General features: G+C 34.9%; 17 protein-coding genes and 3 tRNA genes. 12 read left to right on the plus strand and 8 right to left on the minus strand.

Features of this window, described 5'->3' with window-relative positions; genetic code table 11:
• Nucleotides 1-126 precede the first annotated feature (126 nt).
• Nucleotides 127-1,197, minus strand: coding sequence for an IS110 family RNA-guided transposase (locus ACM55K_RS09295; protein ID WP_416849966.1), 1,071 nt, complete (start codon nucleotides 1,195-1,197; stop codon nucleotides 127-129).
• Nucleotides 1,198-1,407: 210 nt separating this feature from the next.
• Between ACM55K_RS09295 and ACM55K_RS09300 the strand changes: the two genes are divergently transcribed.
• Nucleotides 1,408-1,803, plus strand: coding sequence for a ribosomal maturation YjgA family protein (locus tag ACM55K_RS09300; RefSeq protein WP_416849967.1), 396 nt, complete (start codon nucleotides 1,408-1,410; stop codon nucleotides 1,801-1,803).
• A gap of 87 nt (nucleotides 1,804-1,890) precedes the next feature.
• On the opposite strand, the gene ACM55K_RS09305 is transcribed toward ACM55K_RS09300, so the two are convergent.
• Nucleotides 1,891-2,826 (minus strand): nuclear transport factor 2-like protein, encoded by a 936-nt coding sequence (locus ACM55K_RS09305; protein ID WP_416849968.1) that lies wholly within the window; start codon nucleotides 2,824-2,826, stop codon nucleotides 1,891-1,893.
• Nucleotides 2,827-3,242: 416 nt separating this feature from the next.
• Between ACM55K_RS09305 and ACM55K_RS09310 the strand changes: the two genes are divergently transcribed.
• The 5 genes from ACM55K_RS09310 (at nucleotide 3,243) to ACM55K_RS09330 (ending at nucleotide 9,419) form a co-directional block, all read left to right on the plus strand.
• Nucleotides 3,243-3,746, plus strand: coding sequence for an SRPBCC family protein (locus tag ACM55K_RS09310; protein WP_416849969.1), 504 nt, complete (start codon nucleotides 3,243-3,245; stop codon nucleotides 3,744-3,746).
• A 221-nt stretch (nucleotides 3,747-3,967) separates the two neighbouring features.
• Entirely contained in the window at nucleotides 3,968-6,478 is a 2,511-nt protein-coding gene (locus ACM55K_RS09315) for a cation-translocating P-type ATPase (protein WP_416849970.1), read from the plus strand.
• 269 nt (nucleotides 6,479-6,747) lie between these two features.
• Nucleotides 6,748-7,317, plus strand: a complete 570-nt coding sequence (locus tag ACM55K_RS09320; protein WP_416849971.1) for a YciE/YciF ferroxidase family protein — start codon at nucleotides 6,748-6,750, stop codon at nucleotides 7,315-7,317.
• 214 nt (nucleotides 7,318-7,531) lie between these two features.
• Entirely contained in the window at nucleotides 7,532-8,383 is an 852-nt protein-coding gene (locus ACM55K_RS09325; RefSeq protein WP_416849972.1) for a transketolase, read from the plus strand.
• Between the two features lie 82 nt (nucleotides 8,384-8,465).
• Nucleotides 8,466-9,419 carry a transketolase family protein gene (locus ACM55K_RS09330; RefSeq protein ID WP_416849973.1) on the plus strand — a complete coding sequence of 318 codons (954 nt, stop codon included), beginning with the start codon at nucleotides 8,466-8,468 and terminating at the stop codon, nucleotides 9,417-9,419.
• Between the two features lie 71 nt (nucleotides 9,420-9,490).
• Here ACM55K_RS09330 and ACM55K_RS09335 read toward each other — a convergent pair whose 3' ends face one another.
• Nucleotides 9,491-10,477, minus strand: a complete 987-nt coding sequence (locus ACM55K_RS09335) for an FKBP-type peptidyl-prolyl cis-trans isomerase (RefSeq protein ID WP_416849974.1) — start codon at nucleotides 10,475-10,477, stop codon at nucleotides 9,491-9,493.
• Between the two features lie 78 nt (nucleotides 10,478-10,555).
• Between ACM55K_RS09335 and ACM55K_RS09340 the strand changes: the two genes are divergently transcribed.
• Entirely contained in the window at nucleotides 10,556-10,945 is a 390-nt protein-coding gene (locus tag ACM55K_RS09340; RefSeq protein WP_416849975.1) for an RNA-binding S4 domain-containing protein, read from the plus strand.
• Nucleotides 10,946-11,005: 60 nt separating this feature from the next.
• The gene (locus ACM55K_RS09345; protein WP_416849976.1) at nucleotides 11,006-11,506 is read left to right on the plus strand and encodes a phosphoribosyltransferase family protein; all 501 of its coding nucleotides are present in this window, start codon (nucleotides 11,006-11,008) and stop codon (nucleotides 11,504-11,506) included.
• On the opposite strand, the gene ACM55K_RS09350 is transcribed toward ACM55K_RS09345, so the two are convergent.
• Entirely contained in the window at nucleotides 11,498-12,016 is a 519-nt protein-coding gene (locus tag ACM55K_RS09350) for a shikimate kinase (protein WP_416849977.1), read from the minus strand. The genes ACM55K_RS09345 and ACM55K_RS09350 overlap by 9 nt on opposite strands.
• A gap of 127 nt (nucleotides 12,017-12,143) precedes the next feature.
• Between ACM55K_RS09350 and ACM55K_RS09355 the strand changes: the two genes are divergently transcribed.
• From ACM55K_RS09355 to ACM55K_RS09370, 4 genes are all read left to right on the plus strand, one after another.
• Nucleotides 12,144-12,216, plus strand: a tRNA-Lys gene (locus ACM55K_RS09355).
• 37 nt (nucleotides 12,217-12,253) lie between these two features.
• Nucleotides 12,254-12,326: transfer RNA gene (locus tag ACM55K_RS09360), tRNA-Lys, on the plus strand.
• A gap of 42 nt (nucleotides 12,327-12,368) precedes the next feature.
• Nucleotides 12,369-12,451, plus strand: a tRNA-Leu gene (locus ACM55K_RS09365).
• A gap of 614 nt (nucleotides 12,452-13,065) precedes the next feature.
• Nucleotides 13,066-14,208 (plus strand): cysteine desulfurase family protein, encoded by a 1,143-nt coding sequence (locus ACM55K_RS09370; protein ID WP_416849978.1) that lies wholly within the window; start codon nucleotides 13,066-13,068, stop codon nucleotides 14,206-14,208.
• Nucleotides 14,209-14,307: 99 nt separating this feature from the next.
• Here ACM55K_RS09370 and ACM55K_RS09375 read toward each other — a convergent pair whose 3' ends face one another.
• From ACM55K_RS09375 to ACM55K_RS09390, 4 genes are all read right to left on the minus strand, one after another.
• The gene (locus ACM55K_RS09375; RefSeq protein ID WP_416849979.1) at nucleotides 14,308-14,907 is read right to left on the minus strand and encodes a nucleotidyltransferase family protein; all 600 of its coding nucleotides are present in this window, start codon (nucleotides 14,905-14,907) and stop codon (nucleotides 14,308-14,310) included.
• Between the two features lie 101 nt (nucleotides 14,908-15,008).
• The gene (locus ACM55K_RS09380; protein ID WP_416849980.1) at nucleotides 15,009-16,130 is read right to left on the minus strand and encodes an XdhC family protein; all 1,122 of its coding nucleotides are present in this window, start codon (nucleotides 16,128-16,130) and stop codon (nucleotides 15,009-15,011) included.
• 61 nt (nucleotides 16,131-16,191) lie between these two features.
• Nucleotides 16,192-18,354 carry a xanthine dehydrogenase family protein molybdopterin-binding subunit gene (locus ACM55K_RS09385; RefSeq protein WP_416849981.1) on the minus strand — a complete coding sequence of 721 codons (2,163 nt, stop codon included), beginning with the start codon at nucleotides 18,352-18,354 and terminating at the stop codon, nucleotides 16,192-16,194.
• Nucleotides 18,355-18,387: 33 nt separating this feature from the next.
• The gene (locus tag ACM55K_RS09390; RefSeq protein ID WP_416849982.1) at nucleotides 18,388-18,828 is read right to left on the minus strand and encodes a c-type cytochrome; all 441 of its coding nucleotides are present in this window, start codon (nucleotides 18,826-18,828) and stop codon (nucleotides 18,388-18,390) included.
• Nucleotides 18,829-18,965: the final 137 nt, after the last annotated feature.

Raw genomic sequence — 18,965 nt, forward strand, 5'->3', positions numbered from 1 at the left:
CATCGGTTTGATTGTAAGAATACAAAATAGCTGCCTGCTACAAAATGCGGCTTCTTTTTATAGAACCGCCATAGCTGTTTTGCAGTCTATTTTTTGGTATGGTTGAGCTTTTTAAGAAGATTGTTTTTATTTTTCTAACACTAAATTTTTATTGATTTGATAGGGCGTTTCCGTTTTAATTACCGAGAGTATTCTTCGTGCCAATTTATGGGCTATTTTAATAATGACACTCTTTACGTTCTTGCCTTGATGTTTGCGGTAATAGTTTTGCATTTCGGTATCTTTTCTAATGGCAATCCAGGCTGCTTCCACTAAATAACTCCGTAATTGTGAACGGCTTCTGGGGGTTATTCCTAAACACTTTTCCGATGAGCCGCTATTATAAATCCCTGGCACCAATCCGATGTAAGAGCTAAATTGTCCCTCATTATTGAATCGGCGCAAATCACCACATTCGGCCAGAATTACACTTGCCAGATAACCGCCAATTCCTGGAATACTCCTCAATAGATTATAATCTTTCTTATGGGTCTTTCTGCAATGAGCACGCATTTGATTCGCAATTTCCAAATACTCTGACCTAATAAATTTGTACATCCGTATTTTGCCCTGCAAAGCCAATTCTCCGCAGCTGGTGCTGAATTTTATATTTTCCAGCCATACAATAAAATCTTTGCTCCAATTTGAATTATCAAACTCTTGAGGTATTGCAATGCCATGAAATAATAACATACTTTTGATATGCGATTTGCTTTGTCGGAGTTTCTTGGTGACTTGGGTTCTATGACGAGCCAAAGTCGTAAACTGCTCGTGTTCTTCAGTAGGTATATAAACTCCCCTGAGAACACCTGACTTTAATTGATTAGACAGATTTCTGGAATCTAAGGCGTCTGTTTTTTGATACCGCTCCTTGTCTCCTGTCTTAACATCGGATGGATTGACAACCAAAACAGACCAACCTAAGTTTAAAAAATAGCGGGCTGAGGAAAACCCGCAGCAACCTGCTTCGTAAACTAAATCCACTTCGTGATTAGGAAATGTTTGCTCCACATATTGAAATAAATCCTCGGCAACAGAAGGCATCGAGTACGTTCTGTGAAAGAACAAATCAGTTTGAATGGAAACTGTCCAGCTTTTTTTGTGAATATCTAAACCAATGAATATCTTTGGTTTTCTTAAGGCGTCTTGTAATTGCATAATCTTCGTTTTTAGTAACTCTAAGTTATGCTTTTACATAGATGCTACAACGGATTTGGGCATTTTGGCTTAATGAGAAATTGGTTTTGTATTTGGAATGATTTACTTCGTCTATTCGCTATCGCTCGGGTGGCAAATCCGAAGAATGGGCTTAATTTAATCCCAAACCTCGCCAGGCTTTGGACGTTAGACACAACCTAAATCAACACTATGTTAACATTCAACAAAAATTATTTTGGTTTTACAATTTTATTTTTTTTCATTGAGGTTTTAATAGCGATTTTCGTCAATGATAGCTTTGTGAGACCCTATCTCGGTGATGTTTTGGTTGTTATTTTAATCTATTGCTTTTTGAAATCTTTTCTCAAATTGCCCGTTTTAACTGTTGCGCTATTTGTATTGATTTTCTCTTTCACCATAGAATTTCTTCAATTTTTAAATATTGTCGAAAAGCTACATTTAGAAAAATCAAAAATTGCCAGAACTGTTATCGGGACTTCATTCTCTTGGATCGATTTGCTAACTTATATTGCGGGAATTGCAATCGTAATTGCTGTCGAAAAGTATGGGCTTAAAAAAGAAGGAGTAGAAAATGCAAGTTTGTGACAAAATTAGAATATATGAAAACGTCCTAAAACAAGTTGGCACCAAACGCAACTTATTTTAGGACATTATACTTAAAAATTCATTTCATTATTCCATCATTTTTTCGCTGTAATACGCCATCTCAGAAGTTATTTTACCTTTATCATTAAAATTATCAATGAAAAATATTGGTAAAACAATTTTCTTTTTATCAGATTTTCTCGTTAATCTAAAATTCCACCACGATTGTACCACCATTGCATCTCCCATTTCATAATGCAAATAGTCCGGATACCCAACCATATCAATACTCGTTAGGTCAAATTTATCAAAAAGCTTTTGATCGTTTGCTTTTTGTTCCACTAAGGTTATGCTTTTCCCTACCGGTGAATTGATGTCCATAAAAGTGGCTTTTTCATCATAAAAACTATAGGCTTTGTCAAAGTCTTTATTTTCAAAAGCATAAATCATTTTTCTGACAATATTAATATTTTCATGATGATTGTAGATAACACCATTTTCTCTATCATTAAAACTACTGCCAATTTCATCAAAAATGCTGTTATTTGAATACTTGATAATTGTTTTAATTTTATTGCTTTTATCAACTACAAACAACCGATGCAAAGGCATATCTATTTTTACTCCTGTTTTGCCATGTACACCTTTTAAATCTTCCCAAGTTTGAACCCAGACTACATCTTTATTATTATCCTCTTTATATTCTAAAGCATCTGGATAAGCACCTGGAGATCTTTTGACACTTAAATAATCAACATTGTCTTTCCAAAACTTTACTTCATTCAAAAAAGAAGCTTTGTCACTCCCTTTATCATCTTTATTAGAACTGGTACCATTATATGATTTAAAATCATCTGCTAAAAAGCTCGCTACTTTGTCAGCATCACCATTGACATATGCTTGCGTCATGGCTTCTACTGCAGCAATTGCGGGATGCTCTACATAAATAGTCCCATTAGTCTTTTTTTGTGCGAAAGTGATGCAAGTAGCAATCAGCAATACAATTGAGAAAAATTTTTTCATATTTAAGGTTTTTTAGTTAATAAGATATTAAATTTAACAAAAAATACTGATTTACAGTACATTATACTATTTTTTTTTCTTAGTTTAAATTAAGAAGCTGCTGATTTTAATTTTTTTTCACCATTTTGAAGTAAATTTTTAACCACTAGATTCTTTATTTACATTTATTACAGTAGTACTCTTTTTTCTATTTTCTTTTTTAACACATTTTGTCCCGTTTTCCATCATCACATAGTCTTTCATTTTCATCATTTTGGAAACTGATTATCCATACAGACTATCAAATTACACCCTTTAAAATACAGTTCTCATTTTTTATAATTCTAAAACAACACATAAACATTTAATTAACAAACAATTGAATACATTTTATTTAACTTTATGTTTTATATACACAACAATTAAAAATTATAAAAATGGAAACAAAGAATCAATCAACAGCAACCACTGAATCCAACAAACAAAAACTCGTAATCGTAAGAGAATTTGATGCATCACGAGAGCTTGTTTGGACAGCTTGGACAGATCCTGAAAGTTGTAAGAAATGGTGGGGGCCAAAAAATTTTACTTGCCCAGTGTGTGAAATAGATTTTAAAGTTGGAGGTAAATATCTTAATTGCATGCGATCTTCTGAGGGTAAGGAATTTTGGAGCACTGGAACTTACGTCGAAATTGTCCCTATGGAGCGAATTGTTTGCACGGATTCATTTGCAGATGAGAAAGGGAATGTCGTTTCGGCGACACATTATGGTATGGAAGGTTTCCCTTTAGAATTATTTGTAACAGTTTCATTTGAAGAACATGACAACAAAACTAGAATGACACTTACTCATCAAGGGATTCCATCACGAAAAATGACCGATTTAACTAGTGCCAGCTGGAACGAATCTTTTGACAAGCTTGCGGAAAGTATAAAATAATGCTGAAAGGAAATATCACTAAAAAATAAAAAAATGGTTATATCCCCCAAAAAAGATTCACGACTACCCTAACGGAGCATTCTCAAAGTATATTAATGTCAATTAATTAATCCTTTATTTTGGGAGATACAAATTTGTTACAATCACTACTATTGTGTAATTGATGGCCCTTCCGTCCTTTTAAGTTTCATTTTTTGCAGTAATTCCTAATTCTACTCATCATGATTGAAGGATTAAATACAGCGGAAGCTCAGAAAAAATTAAAAGTTTTTGGCTTTAATGAATTGCCATCAACAAAACCAAAATCTATTTGGCGCATTGCTTTGGAAGTCGTCAAAGAACCCATGTTCATTTTATTGATTAGCTGTGGCGTACTTTATATTTTATTGGGTGATTACAGAGAAGGCATTATTTTACTTTCTGCCATTTTTGTTATTATTTTCATCACTTTTTATCAATATCAGAAAACTGAAAAAGCATTAGAAGCACTCAAGAAACTTTCCTCGCCACGCGCTTTGGTGATTCGGGATGGAAAAGAAATCCGGATTCCCGGACGCGAAGTGGTTCCTGATGATATAATTGTATTAAATGAAGGTGATCGGATTGCCGCTGATGCAAAAGTACTCGACACCATAAATCTTACCGTTGATGAATCATTGCTTACCGGCGAATCAGTCGCAGTAACGAAAAGCGTAGAAATCGATACCTCGAATTCACATGGATTAGTTTTCAGCGGAACGCTTGTTGTTCAAGGAAAAGGATTTGCAAAGGTTTTTGCAACCGGAACAAAAACACAGTTTGGAAAAATTGGAATCTCTTTGCAAAGTATTGAGGAAGATGAAACCCGATTGCAAAAAGAAATGAAAGTATTGATTCGGAATCTATTTCTTATCGGTATTTTTATCAGCATTGGTATCATTGCAACCTTTTATTTTACAAGAGGGAATTTCATTCAAGCACTACTGAATGGGCTTGCCGCTGCGATGTCCATTTTACCAGAGGAATTTCCTGTTATCCTTACCGTATTTCTGGCTTTGGGTGCCTGGCGATTATCTAAAAAAAATGTGCTGACCAGAAAACCTTCAGCAATTGAAACATTGGGTTCGGCAACTGTTTTATGCACTGATAAAACGGGAACCATTACCCAAAATAAAATGGAAATTGCCACTATTTATGATGGTCAAGAAATCGTACTGAAAAGCATTTTCCATGAAAAACAAAATCAGATTTCCAATTTGGTTGTTGCTGCGCATTATGCCTCTCGAAAAGATGCGATTGATCCAATGGAACAAGCCATTTACAAAACACATGAAGAAATAATTTCGCAAAAAAAATCGGACCATAAACTCCTAAAAGAATATCCATTGAGCAGAGAATTACTTGCTATGACTCGTGTTACTGAAAATGTTACTGAAAATTCCATATCCGTTTCTGCCAAAGGTGCCCCGGAAGCTATTTTCAAGCTTTGCAAAATGAAGGAAAAGGAAACGATGAAACATTTTTCAGCCGTACAACAAATGGCCGAACAAGGATATCGGGTTATTGCTGTTGCAAATGCTGCACATCATAAGGAACAACTCCCAGATTCGCAACATGAATTTGACTTTAGTTTTCTTGGACTTATTGGTTTAGAAGATCCCATCCGTCCAGAAGTCCCGCAAGCCATAAAAGAATGCCATGAAGCCGGTATACAAGTGATTATGATAACCGGCGATTTTCCCGCTACTGCAAAAAGTATTGCTTCATCCATAGGTCTTGATGCCAATAAAGGAATTATTACTGGAGAGGAGTTAACCGCAATGAGTGATGAAGAACTGAAATTAAGAATAACTAAAACCAATGTTTTTGCCCGCGTAGTTCCTGAACAAAAACTGAGGATTGTTCAGGCTTTAAAAGCCAATAACGAAATCGTGGCAATGACGGGCGACGGAGTCAATGATGCACCAGCCCTGAAAGCAGCCAATATTGGTATTGCCATGGGAAATAAAGGAACCGATGTGGCCAGAGAAGCTTCTTCGCTCGTTTTATTAGATGATAATTTTGCATCCATTGTTTCGGCTATACGTTCCGGAAGAAGGATTTTTGATAATCTGCAAAAAGCAATGTCGTATGTTCTCTCCATTCATATTCCTATAATCGGGCTTACCCTTTTACCCGCATTCAATACTTCGATTCCATTATTATTAATGCCGCTGCATATTGTTTTTATGGAATTGATAAATGATCCCGTTTGTTCCATTGCATTCGAATCAGAGCAAGAAGAAAAAGAAATCATGCAGCGTCCTCCCAGAGATCCAAACGAACAGTTTTTTGGTGGAAGAAAGATTATACTGAGTGTCATGCAAGGCTTTTTATTGTTGGCTATGGTTTTTTCGGTTTATTTATTTTCCAAATTCCAAGAATATCCCGAAGGAGAAGTAAGAGCTATTGTTTTTTCGGCACTACTGCTTGGAAATATTTTTATCATTTTGACCAATATTTCAAAAACAAGAAATATTATCTCCGTAATAACCGAAAGAAATCCGGTTACAATCCCCATCCTCTTAACCGCCATCATAATGTTGCTGCTGATTATTTCGATTCCGTCGTTACGTCAGACTTTTAATTTTGAAGTTACCAATTACAATCATTTTATGCCTTCTATTTTAGGAGCGATTGCTATCCTTATCGTTCTTGAAACCATAAAATATTTTAAAAACAGAAGCAGACAAAATAAAGAATCCCTTGTGTAACAAAAGTCTACAATGGCGGCAGTTGGAGTAGTCTTCAAAATAAAATTAATCACTAAATTAAAAGCATAAACAGTAAAGAACCAGCCGAAACAGTACGTTAAATTTTGGAAAAAATCATACTATTCGTATTTACAATTAGTTAATTAACAATTGATTCGATGATAGTTTGTTTAATTTTATAGTATTAAAAAAGCAAGTAATCAGTTTGTAAGATACAGGCAACAAATTTAATAGTACTTGCAACAATTAATCTTTAAAAAACAACTATTATGAGACCTGAAAGTAGTAAAAACGAACCTTTTAAAGGAGCTGTTCAAGCAAAATCAAACGCAGCACATGGATTGAGAGATTTATTTGAAGTTGGATTGAAAGACATTTATTGGGCTGAAAAAGTATTGACCAAAACGTTACCAAAAATGGTAAAAAATGCTTCATCGCCAGAATTAGTTAACTCATTAAAAAACCAGTTAAGTGAGACACAAGAACACGTTTCCCGTCTGGAAAAAATATTTGAAGTAACTGGTATTGCACCAACAGCAAAAAAATGCGATGCCATGCAAGGTATATTAAAAGAGACCAATGGTCTTATCAGAGAAACCGATATTGGTATGGTACGTGATGCTGGGCTTATTGCAGCAGATCAAAAAGTAAAACATTACGAAATTGCAACCTATGGCACTTTACATGCTTTTGCAAAAACGTTAGGTGAAAATAAAGCGGCGGAATTATTGGCTATGAATCTTCATGAAGAGAAAAGAACTGACGCTGCCTTAACTGGAATTGCTTTATCTGCTATCAATAGAGAAGCTTATAGAGCTGATTCAATTACAAATACTTAGAATGTAATTTCATTGGAGAACAGTAATTTCTTACCGTTTCTCTATTTAATATAAAGCCTGCAAATGCGGGCTTTTTTTATGGATTATTATCATCTAAATTAGTAATTCAGATTATCACAAACCGTAATCTATTGTACATTAAATATTCAAAAAAACCTTTGCGGTAACCCTAAATAAAAATTACATTTGCAGCAGTTTAACTTTTACACACAAAATGAAGCCTAACACACAACAATTAAACGATTTAACTATCCAAGTCAGAAGAGATATTCTTCGAATGGTTCACGCTGTAAACTCAGGTCACCCGGGAGGTTCTCTAGGTTGTACTGAATTTCTTGTAACCCTTTACCAAAATTTGATGGAACGTAAAGAAGGATTTGATATGGACGGAATTGGAGAAGATCTTTTCTTCCTTTCAAACGGACATATATCTCCAGTATTCTATAGCGTTTTAGCGAGAAGCGGTTATTTTCCAGTATCAGAACTAGCAACTTTCCGTTTAATCAATTCAAGATTACAAGGACACCCAACTACTCATGACGGTTTACCTGGAGTACGTATTGCATCTGGTTCTCTTGGACAAGGATTATCTGTAGCGATTGGTGCTGCACAAGCAAAAAAATTAAATGGTGACAACCATATTGTTTACACGCTTCATGGTGATGGTGAATTACAAGAAGGTCAAAACTGGGAAGCAATTATGTATGCTTCTGCAAAAAAAGTAGACAATCTTATTGCAACAATCGACCTTAACGGAAAACAAATTGACGGTACTACGGACGAAGTTTTATGTATGGGAAGTATCCGTGCTAAGTTTGAAGCTTTTGATTGGGATGTTTTGGAAATTGAAAAAGGAAACGACATCGAAGCTATTTTAGCAGGAATGACAGATGCTAAATCAAGAACTGGAAAAGGAAAACCAGTTTGTGTATTGTTGCATACTGAAATGGGTAATGGTGTAGATTTTATGATGTACAGTCATGCTTGGCATGGTAAAGCGCCAAATGATGCACAACTGGAAAATGCTTTAGGTCAAAACTATTCAGAAGACGAAACTGACTATTAGAATTAAGATTGAAGATTAACAATTTCTGATTGCAGAATTTTTTAATCTTTTCAATTTTTTAATCTTTCAATTAAAAAGAATAATGAAAAAATATACAAATACAGGAAGTAAAGATACGCGTTCAGGTTTTGGAGCGGGAATGACCGAATTAGGTCAAACCAATGAAAATGTTGTGGCACTTTGTGCCGATTTAATTGGTTCATTAAAATTTGACGATTTCAAGAAAAATCATCCAGAGCGTTTTTTCCAAATTGGAATTGCCGAAGCAAACATGATCGGAATTGCAGCTGGTTTAACCATTGGAGGAAAAATTCCTTTCACAGGAACTTTCGCTAACTTTTCTACAGGAAGAGTTTACGATCAAATTCGTCAATCCGTTGCTTATTCTGAGAAAAACGTAAAAATTTGTGCTTCACATGCCGGATTAACTTTAGGTGAAGATGGTGCAACACACCAAATCCTTGAAGACATAGGATTAATGAAAATGTTACCGGGAATGACTGTGATCAATACTTGTGATTACAATCAAACTAAAGCAGCTACATTAGCAATTGCAGATTACCATGGTCCAGTTTATTTACGTTTTGGTCGTCCGGTTGTCCCTAACTTTATGCCATCTGACGAACCTTTTGTAATTGGAAAAGCAATTGTTTTAAACGAAGGTACAGATGTAACCATTATCGCTACCGGACATTTAGTTTGGGAAGCACTTATAGCTGCTGAAGCATTGGAAGCAAAAGGTATTTCGGCTGAAGTAATCAACATTCATACGATTAAACCATTAGATGAAGAAGCAATTTTGAAATCATTGGCAAAAACAAAATGTATCGTTACTGCTGAAGAGCATAATATTCTTGGTGGTCTTGGCGAAAGTGTTTCTAGAGTATTAGCATTAAACAGTCCAGCTCCACAAGAGTTTGTTGCAGTGAATGACAGTTTTGGAGAATCTGGAACACCAGCGCAACTAATGGATAAATACAAATTGAACAACCAAGCGATTGTTGAAGCTGTAGAAAGAGTTATTAAAAGAAAATAATTTACTTTATTTCTGAACATAAAAAAAATCCCATTCTGACGAATGGGATTTCTCATTTAGTGTCGGTTTTATTATTGACACGCTTTATCTAAATGCTTTTTGATTCTTGCAGGATCAGTAGTGTTACCACTACAACTTGGAATATCTGCAAATGGAAAAGACAATCCAGTAGCTGGATTTTTAATTTCTAATTTAGTAGTATAATTATCTCCATCATCATCTACATCTAAAAAATTAGGAACCCCATCTTTATCTGTATCATCAGGATTATCAACTCCTGTTGCCAATATACGCATGTAACCATCTCCATTTAAGTCCTCTTGGTAAGAGGGAATACCATCTGCATCCTGGTCTAATCTATTCATTTCATACAATTTGAAATTAAAGACTAGAGGAGCATAAGAAGGAATAATTCCGCTTCCTGAAGCATAATACGCTAATCCCGAAGGAATGAACATTACACCTGCGCCAAAACCGTTATGAGTTACTGTTCCGTCAGCATTAGAGGTATAGGTTCCCGTTTTGAATTGTGGAAATATTTCTCCCCATCCCGTGATGGTACTTAATAAACTAAAAAAAGATTGAGGATACTTAACTTCTTCAAATGGCGTTGTGGATATAGTTGTAACCCCTGATACAGTTGTACGAGATAAATATTCTCCTTTATATGACGCTAACACTGCATCTACATTACAAGGTGATGTCCCTACTCCTTCTCTAAGCACTAAATAATACAATTTATAGGTAATATCATGAAGACTTACATCTCTGCTCAAAAGTTTAGGAAAAGTAGCTTGATCTTTATAAGACCAAATTGATTTTTGAGTTCCTCCAGTCGGTATCGTAGTAATGGTTACATCTTGATCGTCTGCAAATCCAGGATGATCTATAACGGTTATATAACTTGTTTTTAAATAATCTTCAATATCAGTATTATCAGCGGCATATTGTACTGCATAATCTCTAAGTGGCTCAATTGTAGCGGTATCATTCTTCGAACATGAAAATAAAGAGATTGTTGTAATTAATAAAATAAAATAATACTTAAATTTGTTCATTATAGCTAATTTTTAAGTGCGCAAGATACAATATTGATTTATTTTTGTAAACTATTTAACTCCGATTTTAGAAAATTTATGAGAATAGACAAATATTTATGGTGCGTCCGATACTATAAAACGAGAAACATGGTAACTGAGGCTTGCAAAAAAAATCATGTTACCGTAAATGGCCAGGTTGCCAAGCCTTCAAAGGAGGTTTTTCCTACTGATAAAATCACATTTAGGAAGGACCAAATCACCCAAATCATCACCGTTTTAGACATTCCTGAAAATCGTGTCGGGGCTAAATTGGTCGATATTTATAGAAGAAATGATACCCCGGCAGAAGCCTATCAACATTTAGAACTTTTAAAATTATCGAAAGAGCATTATCGAAAAAATGGAACTGGAAGACCTACCAAAAAAGACAGAAGAGATATTGATGAATTTGGAAATGAGATTAAAGATGATGACAATGTAGATTAAAAAAACGGTTCTCTAATCTAAAACATATATCTCTAAACCTTAAACTTTTAAACTAAAATAATGAGCAAAAATATCATCTTAACAAATCAGGAAATTGAGCATAAAATAAAAAGAATTGCATACCAAATCTACGAAACCTTTGTAGATGAAGAAGAAATTGTTATTGCGGGAATTGCGACTAACGGTTTTACTTTTGCAAAAAAAATAGCGGTAGCACTGGAAATAATTTCTCCTCTTAAAGTTTCGCTTTGCGAAGTGCAAATCAACAAGCAAAATCCCGAATTACCAATTCACACCTCCTTATCAAAAGAACAGTACGCAAATAAAGGCTTAGTCCTTGTTGATGATGTACTGAACTCTGGCACGACATTGATCTATGCAGTAAGGCATTTTATTGACGTTCCTTTAAAAAAGTTCAAGACAGCAGTCCTTGTAGACAGAAACCACAAGAAGTATCCTGTAAAAGCCGATTTTAAAGGAATATCATTATCCACTTCCCTACTGGAACACGTACAAGTTGTTTTTGATGAAAACGGAGACAATTACGCCTATTTAAGCTAGAATAGTAACTATATCCATAACCGTCTGGTCGATTGTCTTATCATCAACAATCACCTTATGCTGCGCATGGTTGTAATAGAAACTTCTGTCGAAGAGATGTTTTGCAATAAACTCTTTCATCTCTTCATCACTTTTATCAGCAATAAGAGGACGTTTACTTTTATTATGAGCTAATCTATTAAATAAAGTCTCTATTGATGCTTTGAGATAAACAGACACCACATTATCACCTTTTAACAACTCATGATTATTTGCATAACAAGGTGTCCCTCCCCCCAAACCTATAATTAAGCTGTCGGGGGAATTCAATAATTCGATGAAAACCTCGTGTTCTAGTTTTCTAAAATAAATTTCACCGTGTTTTTCAAAAATGTCATTAATGGACAAATTTACTTTCTCTTCAATCTTTTTATCCAAATCCACAAAAGGAATTTCGATATTTTTTGACAGCTTATTTGCAATTGTGGACTTACCACAACCCATATAACCTAATAATATAATTTTTTTCATCTGAATAAAACCTTACAAATTAAGGTGTTGAGTAATTTTGTTAAAAAAAGACAAATTTATAATAAAATTGCTTGGAAAACTCCAAAATAAGTCCTTATATTTGCACCCGCATTCAAGGAAAGAATTTGACTCGATAGCTCAGTTGGTAGAGCACATCACTTTTAATGATGGGGTCCTGGGTTCGAGCCCCAGTCGGGTCACAAATTTGTGATCAACACATAATTTTCTTGAAGCATTGACTCGATAGCTCAGTTGGTAGAGCACATCACTTTTAATGATGGGGTCCTGGGTTCGAGCCCCAGTCGGGTCACTAAAGGTCGAGTAATTTATTACTTGACCTTTTCTTTTTTAAGGCCACGTGGAGAAACGGTAGACTTGCCAGCTTGAGGGGCTGGTGCTCGCAAGGGCGTGTGGGTTCAAATCCCACCGTGGTCACTCTAAGGGACAAGGAAGAAAAATCTTCTTTTGTCCCGTTTTTTTTTGCTATTTAATTTATGTTAATCAAATAAATATGACTGGCAATTTCATTGACTCGAGCGGTTTATAAATGGTTATTTCGAAAAGTGAAATTTTCGGGATAATTTAAACAAATTATCTCTCTTCCCTCAGATAAATTAGTATTTGTATAAGCAAAATTAAGTTGTGTTAATCTCTTGATCACCATATTTAATAGGCCTTCAATACTTTGTTTGTCATCTGAGATATTGTTTAGCTAGATTTTTAAACGGTTTAAAAATTTATCATACTCCATTTTCATCTTTTGATAATCGTCTGCATCGATCTATGAGGTTACAAGAAGTTCCTTGGCAATAGACAATCTCTTTTCATAATTATTAATCTGTGTCAATAATTCCCCTTTTTCATCTTTAGCTGCATTTGTATTACTCCTATAAGATTCCAAAATCATTGAAGCATATAATTCCATTTATAACAAAATGAAATTATAAATAATAAAAACAATTACTGCTAAATTTAATAAATTAATTAAAAGAATGAAGCTTAACTTTACCTCTGCGTTTTGACTACAAAAAGTTTAACTAACAATGACAATGAAAGAATCTATAATATATCTTGATAATAATGCTACGACTCAACTTGACAATCGTGTCTTACAAACTATGCTGCCTTATTTTACAGAGAATTATGCTAATGCTTCAAGTGAACACCTGTTCGGTTTATCCGTAGGTGAAATAGTTGATTTTTCCAGAGATCAAGTTGCAGATTTAATCAATGCAAAACCGAAAGAAATTACTTTTACTTCTGGTGCTACAGAAGCGATAAATTTAGCCTTTAAAGGATTAATACATCATAAGAAAAAGCACATAATTACAGTGGTAACCGAGCATAAGGCTGTATTAGAAACCTGCAGTTTTATGGAAAGTTGTGGTTTTGATGTTACTTATCTAAATATAAATAAAGATGGCCGCATAAATTTAGATATGCTAGAAGCAGCAATAAGAATTGATACATTAGTAATTTGTATTATGCTAGCCAATAATGAAACTGGTGTCTTACAACCATTAAAAAAAATAGGTAAACTTGCTAAGTCTAAAGGTGTAATATTCATGACTGACGCAACACAGGCCGTTGGTAAATTACCTATTAATGTTTCTGAATTAGGCATTGATATGATGCCTATTTCTGCGCATAAATTTTATGGTCCAAAAGGAATTGGTGCATTGTATGTTTCGGAAGCAGCCAAAATAAAATTAGACTCTCAGATACACGGTGGCGGACAAGAACGTAAAATGCGTAGCGGCACGCTCAATGTCCCAGGAATTGTAGGACTGGGAAAAGCCTGCGAAATAGCATCATTAGAAATGGACGGCAATAGAATTCAAATTACTGTTTTAAGAAACCTTCTAGAGAATGAACTTTTAAAAATTGAAAATACTTTTGTAAATGGAAGTATTGAAGATAGATTATATAACACAACCAATATTTGTTTTCCTGGAGCAAATTCTGAAAGACTGATAATTGGTTTGCAAAACATTGCTGTTTCGAGCGGTTCTGCTTGTTCTTCTGTAACAAATAAATCATCATACGTTTTAAAAGAACTAGGGTTGTCTGAAACTGATGCTTTGAGCTCAATACGTTTTAGCTTGGGTAAATTTACAACAAAGGAAGAAATCAATATTGTCATTGAAAAAGTAACAAAACTTGTTGCAATCTTAAGACAGGATAATTGTTAATGAGCTAGGTCTTGTAAAAATAAGATTTGCTTTTCCGCCTGCTATTCATAAGCTACTGGTAAATAAAGCTTCGATTATCCAAATAACACTTATTTAAAGCTATGATATTTGATCAATAAGGTTATAATAATCGTCTAAAGTATCGATATCTACAGCTCCTTTTTCGAAAATTACAGATGCAACATCTTCTTTATAGTACTGAAGCATTTTTTTAGCTCCTTCATTGCCTTTAAGGTTTAAAAGTTCATCAAAATAGCGACTGCTAAATAATACTGGCGTACCTAATGTATCTGCATATTCCGAGGCCACAATACCCTTTCCTGTTTTATTGTGCTGCTCAATCAAATCCTCAAAGACTCCCGCCGTGACATAGGGCTGATCACATACGGTAAAAATGCAAAAATTTAAATTTGGTTTCAGCATACATAATCTATCTAGTCCAATTGAAATTGATGAAGCCATACCCATTTCCCAATTCAGATTATGAACAACTTGAACCTCAAGTAAATTAAGATCTTTCTCTATAACTACTTTATAAGCACCTGTCACAACTAGTACAAAAGTATTGTGTAACAAATTTGCCTGCAGTAGTGTTTTCCGCAGCAAAGTATCACCATTATATTGTAATAATTGCTTAGGTTTTCCTAATCTCGAAGAATTACCAGCTGCCAGAATTATTATGCCAAAAACTTTTTCCATATTATCATCCAATAGTTATCTTGCTTTGGTTTTCTATACTAAGCGATATTCGAAAATAATCGTGCACATGACGAAAGGCATCCTGAATCATATTTACTCTTTTAAACCACCATTGTTACTGGGTGTATTTTTTCTTTTTTATATTTTAATGATAACCCCTCTTTACCACTTATGACTGCTTTAATTTCTGATACTATAGAAAGTGCAATTTCTTCAGATGTTTCTGCGCCAATATCCAACCCAACAGGTCCGTAAATACGATTAAGTTGTTTTTCCGTTAGCACAATACCATTGTCTTTTAAGTCGTCAAGCATACGATTAAGCTTTGTTTTAGGTCCAAGAATTCCTATATAGACACAATCTGTTAGTATTAAAAATTTAAGCATAGCCAAATCATATTTGTAGTTATGGGTTATCAATACAAAGAATTTTCTATCATCTACAGATACGTTGTTTAACACTTCTTCTGGTTTTGCAATAGAAACAGCAGTAGCCTTTGGAAACCTTATAGCTGTAGCATGAGTTGCACGACCGTCGACCACAATAGTTTCCCATCCTAAAAGTGAAGTCATTTCTACAAGTGGTTTTACATCATTTCCAGCTCCGCATATTACTAGAGATATTGGTGGAGCAATATAATCTATCAATGCTTCATAAGAAGTATTTTTAAATTCAACTTTTTTTATTATTGAAGTCTTATTTTCTAATACTTCCTTACTGTAGGATGATAATATCGCGTAAGGATTATTTGCCTTTAATATTGCACTAGCTCTGTCAAACAAAACGGTACCAGGTTGAAGTGAATTTCTATTATGAGAAAACAGTGTTATAATAACGGCATCTTTTCTTTCTTTTTCTAACTGCTGTAAAAGTTCTATGGGGTTATTATTTTTAGCAGAATCTATATATTCAAAAAGAATATGCACTATACCATTACAACCAAGTTGCACACCAAATTCAATATCATCCTCATTACTGGTGTCATAGGTTATAAGCTTATTTTGTTGCTGATTGATGGCAAGTAATGCTTTTCGCAAGGCATCACCTTCAAGGCAACCTCCACTAATAGCACCCGTTAATTCGCCATCTTCACTTACAAGCATTCGTGCTCCAGGTTGTCTGTATGAAGAACCTTCAACCTTTACTACAGTTGCAAGAGCAGTTTTTTTTCCTGCTTTGGTAGCTAAAAAATAGGCTCTAAGTATATCTTTGATTTCTTTCATGTACAAACCGATTTCCTATAATAAAACACAATTCTGTAAAGAATATTTTATAATAATTGAACTATACTTCATCCAAATTAAAAGGAAGTTTTCTAATTCTTTTTCCTGTCAAATCAAAAATTGCATTGGTCAGTGCTGGTGCAAAAGGAGGCAAAGCAGGCTCACCTACTCCTCCCGCGTCGGCATCATTTTCAATTATATGTACTTCCATTTCAGGCATATCATATATACGTGGCATGTTGTATTCGTAAAAATTCTTTTTATCTGCCATCCCATCGGTAAAGGTCATCTCATGAAATACTGATGCTCCGAGTCCCATAATTATGGAACCTTCTATTTGGGCTTGAATAATATCTGGGTTTACATACCAACCACAATCCATTACTGCCCATACCTTATCTATTTTTATACCGCCGCCTTGCTTTGCAGAAACTTTTACAATCTGCCCAACTGTGCTGTCAAAACATTCTGTTATGGCTACTCCAAAACCTTCATTTTTCTTTCTAGACTTCCATCCTGAAACTTCTTCTAACTTATCAATAAGTTTTTGAAGGCGCTCTTCTTTTAAATATTTTCTTCTAAAATCTAACGGATCTTTTCCTGCTTCTTGAGCCATTTCATCCATAAAACTCTCATAAGCAAAACCATTAGTAGATGCGTAAACAGACCTCCACCAAAGTACTGGTATAGGTGTTTCAAACGGAATATCAGAAAAACTTATATTTTTAATCGATTCAAAATAAGGAGCTAAAAAACCTTCTGTAGTACTTCCGTTAGGTTTTCCTCTTTTTTCAGACATCCAGTGATCGATGTTTTGCCCTGCCATTCGGAATTTAATTGCAGCAATTTCACCATTTTCTATTACCCCTTCACCTCTATAAGAAATTCCTGGTCTAAAAGGTCCCTGCGTTGCATCATCCTCTCTTGACCAAACTACCTGCACTGGCCCATTTATCTCTTTTGATATTACAACGGCTTCATGACAAAAGTCTGTAAATGCTTTTCTTCCAAATCCACCACCTAAAAAGGTCATATTCACTATTACTGACTCTAAAGGCAATCCGAAACTTTTGCTTACACTTTCTTGCATCCAATCTGGTGCCTGTAAAGGACCCCAGATTTCAATTTTATTCCCTTGATAATGCGCTATGCAATTTACAGGTTCCATTGCATAATGCGATTGGTAAGGCGTCTCATAAACTACATCTATTTTTTTTACAGCTGAACCAATAATTTTATTAGGATCGCCTTCTTTTTTAAAAATCAGTCCTTCTTCTTTTTGCAGTAATTCTAACTTTCGTTTAGCTATTTCTGGAGAACTTAAATGTTCAAATCCGCTATCATCCCAAACAACTCTAAGTGCTTTTTTACCTTGTAAAGCAGCCCAGCTGTTATCTGCTACAACAGCAATCCCATCTCTCAAAGTGTTATGAACTTGCATTTGTATCTTAAATACTTTTTTAACACCCGCAATCTTTAAAGTTTGTGAATCATCATAACTGACTAATTTTCCTCTTAGTCTTGGATTACGTTCCACCGCTGCAAAAAGCATCCCATCAATCCTTTTATCAAGACCAAATATGGCTGATCCATTGGTTTTTAACTTTGTATCAATACGGCGAATACCTTTACCAATAAGCTTATAGTCTGAACGCTTTTTTAGTTTTACATCTTTAGGAGTAGGCAGTTTAGATGCTTTCTCAGCCAGCTCTCCATAATGTAAACTCTTTCCTGATTGTTTATGAATGATGTGACCTGATTGCGCAAAACATTCCGTCGCCGAAACAGACCAAACATCAGCTGCTGCAGTTATTAGCATTTCTCTGGCAGTGGCACTAAGCTTCAAAAGATTTTTATAAGAACCTCGTATTGTAGAGCTACCTCCGGTTATCTGACCACCATATTTTTTACTTCCCTGAGCAAATATTACATTAATATCTTTTAAATCAACTTCAAGTTCTTCTGCAATAATCTGAGGTACTGAGTGATAGGAACCTTGTCCCATCTCTGCACGATGATCTACCAAAGTTACTTTTCCACTTTCCTCAATAATGATCCAAGCATTCAACTCTACTTTATTGAGTGCAGCAAATTCTGGATTTACTATCCTTGCTGAAGCACCTTCACTACTAAAAATACCTAGATAGAAGGCGGTTCCTCCTATACCAGCTAATTTAAGAAAACCTCTTCGTGACACATTTGGAAGTATATTTGATTCTGACATGATTTTTTCAGTATTTGAGTGTAACTTTCATTGTTATTTAGCTGGTGCATAGGCACCGTTTTTAATCCAGGTAATCCAAGCTTTCTTAAATTCGCTGTGACTCAGTGGAGGCTCTGAATGTCCTTCTGCTGGTTTCCATCCCGAGAGTACTAGTCCATCATCAGCGTGAGCTAGAAGTTGCTTCATACTTTTATTCCCATTTTGTTTTCGATCTACAAGCTGCTTGGCAAGAGCATGAGCAGATCTTCCCTCAAAAATCATTTTCATATTAGCTGGAGGCAAATGCCAGTCTGGGTTTCCTGGAGGCGCATGTGGTCCAGATGTATTCTCTAGCTGATGACAATTAGCGCACTTCATGGCATAAAGCCCCTTACCGTCTACTCCTCTTTTAGGAAACATCTTATGAATATGACTGTCATCACCCTGAAGCGGAATATCTCCTATCGGATGGCAATTGACACACCTTGGACTCATAAGCACAGAATAAACTTTCTCAAAAGCTTTTACAGAGACTAAACTATCCTTCTTTACAATTGATTTTGCAATAGTTGTGTATGCATCATTCGAATAGTATCTTTTACTAAAACTAAATGCGACTATTGAAATCAGCA

Source organism: Flavobacterium arabinosi (assembly GCF_048158725.1).
GTDB classification, from domain to species: domain Bacteria; phylum Bacteroidota; class Bacteroidia; order Flavobacteriales; family Flavobacteriaceae; genus Flavobacterium; species Flavobacterium arabinosi.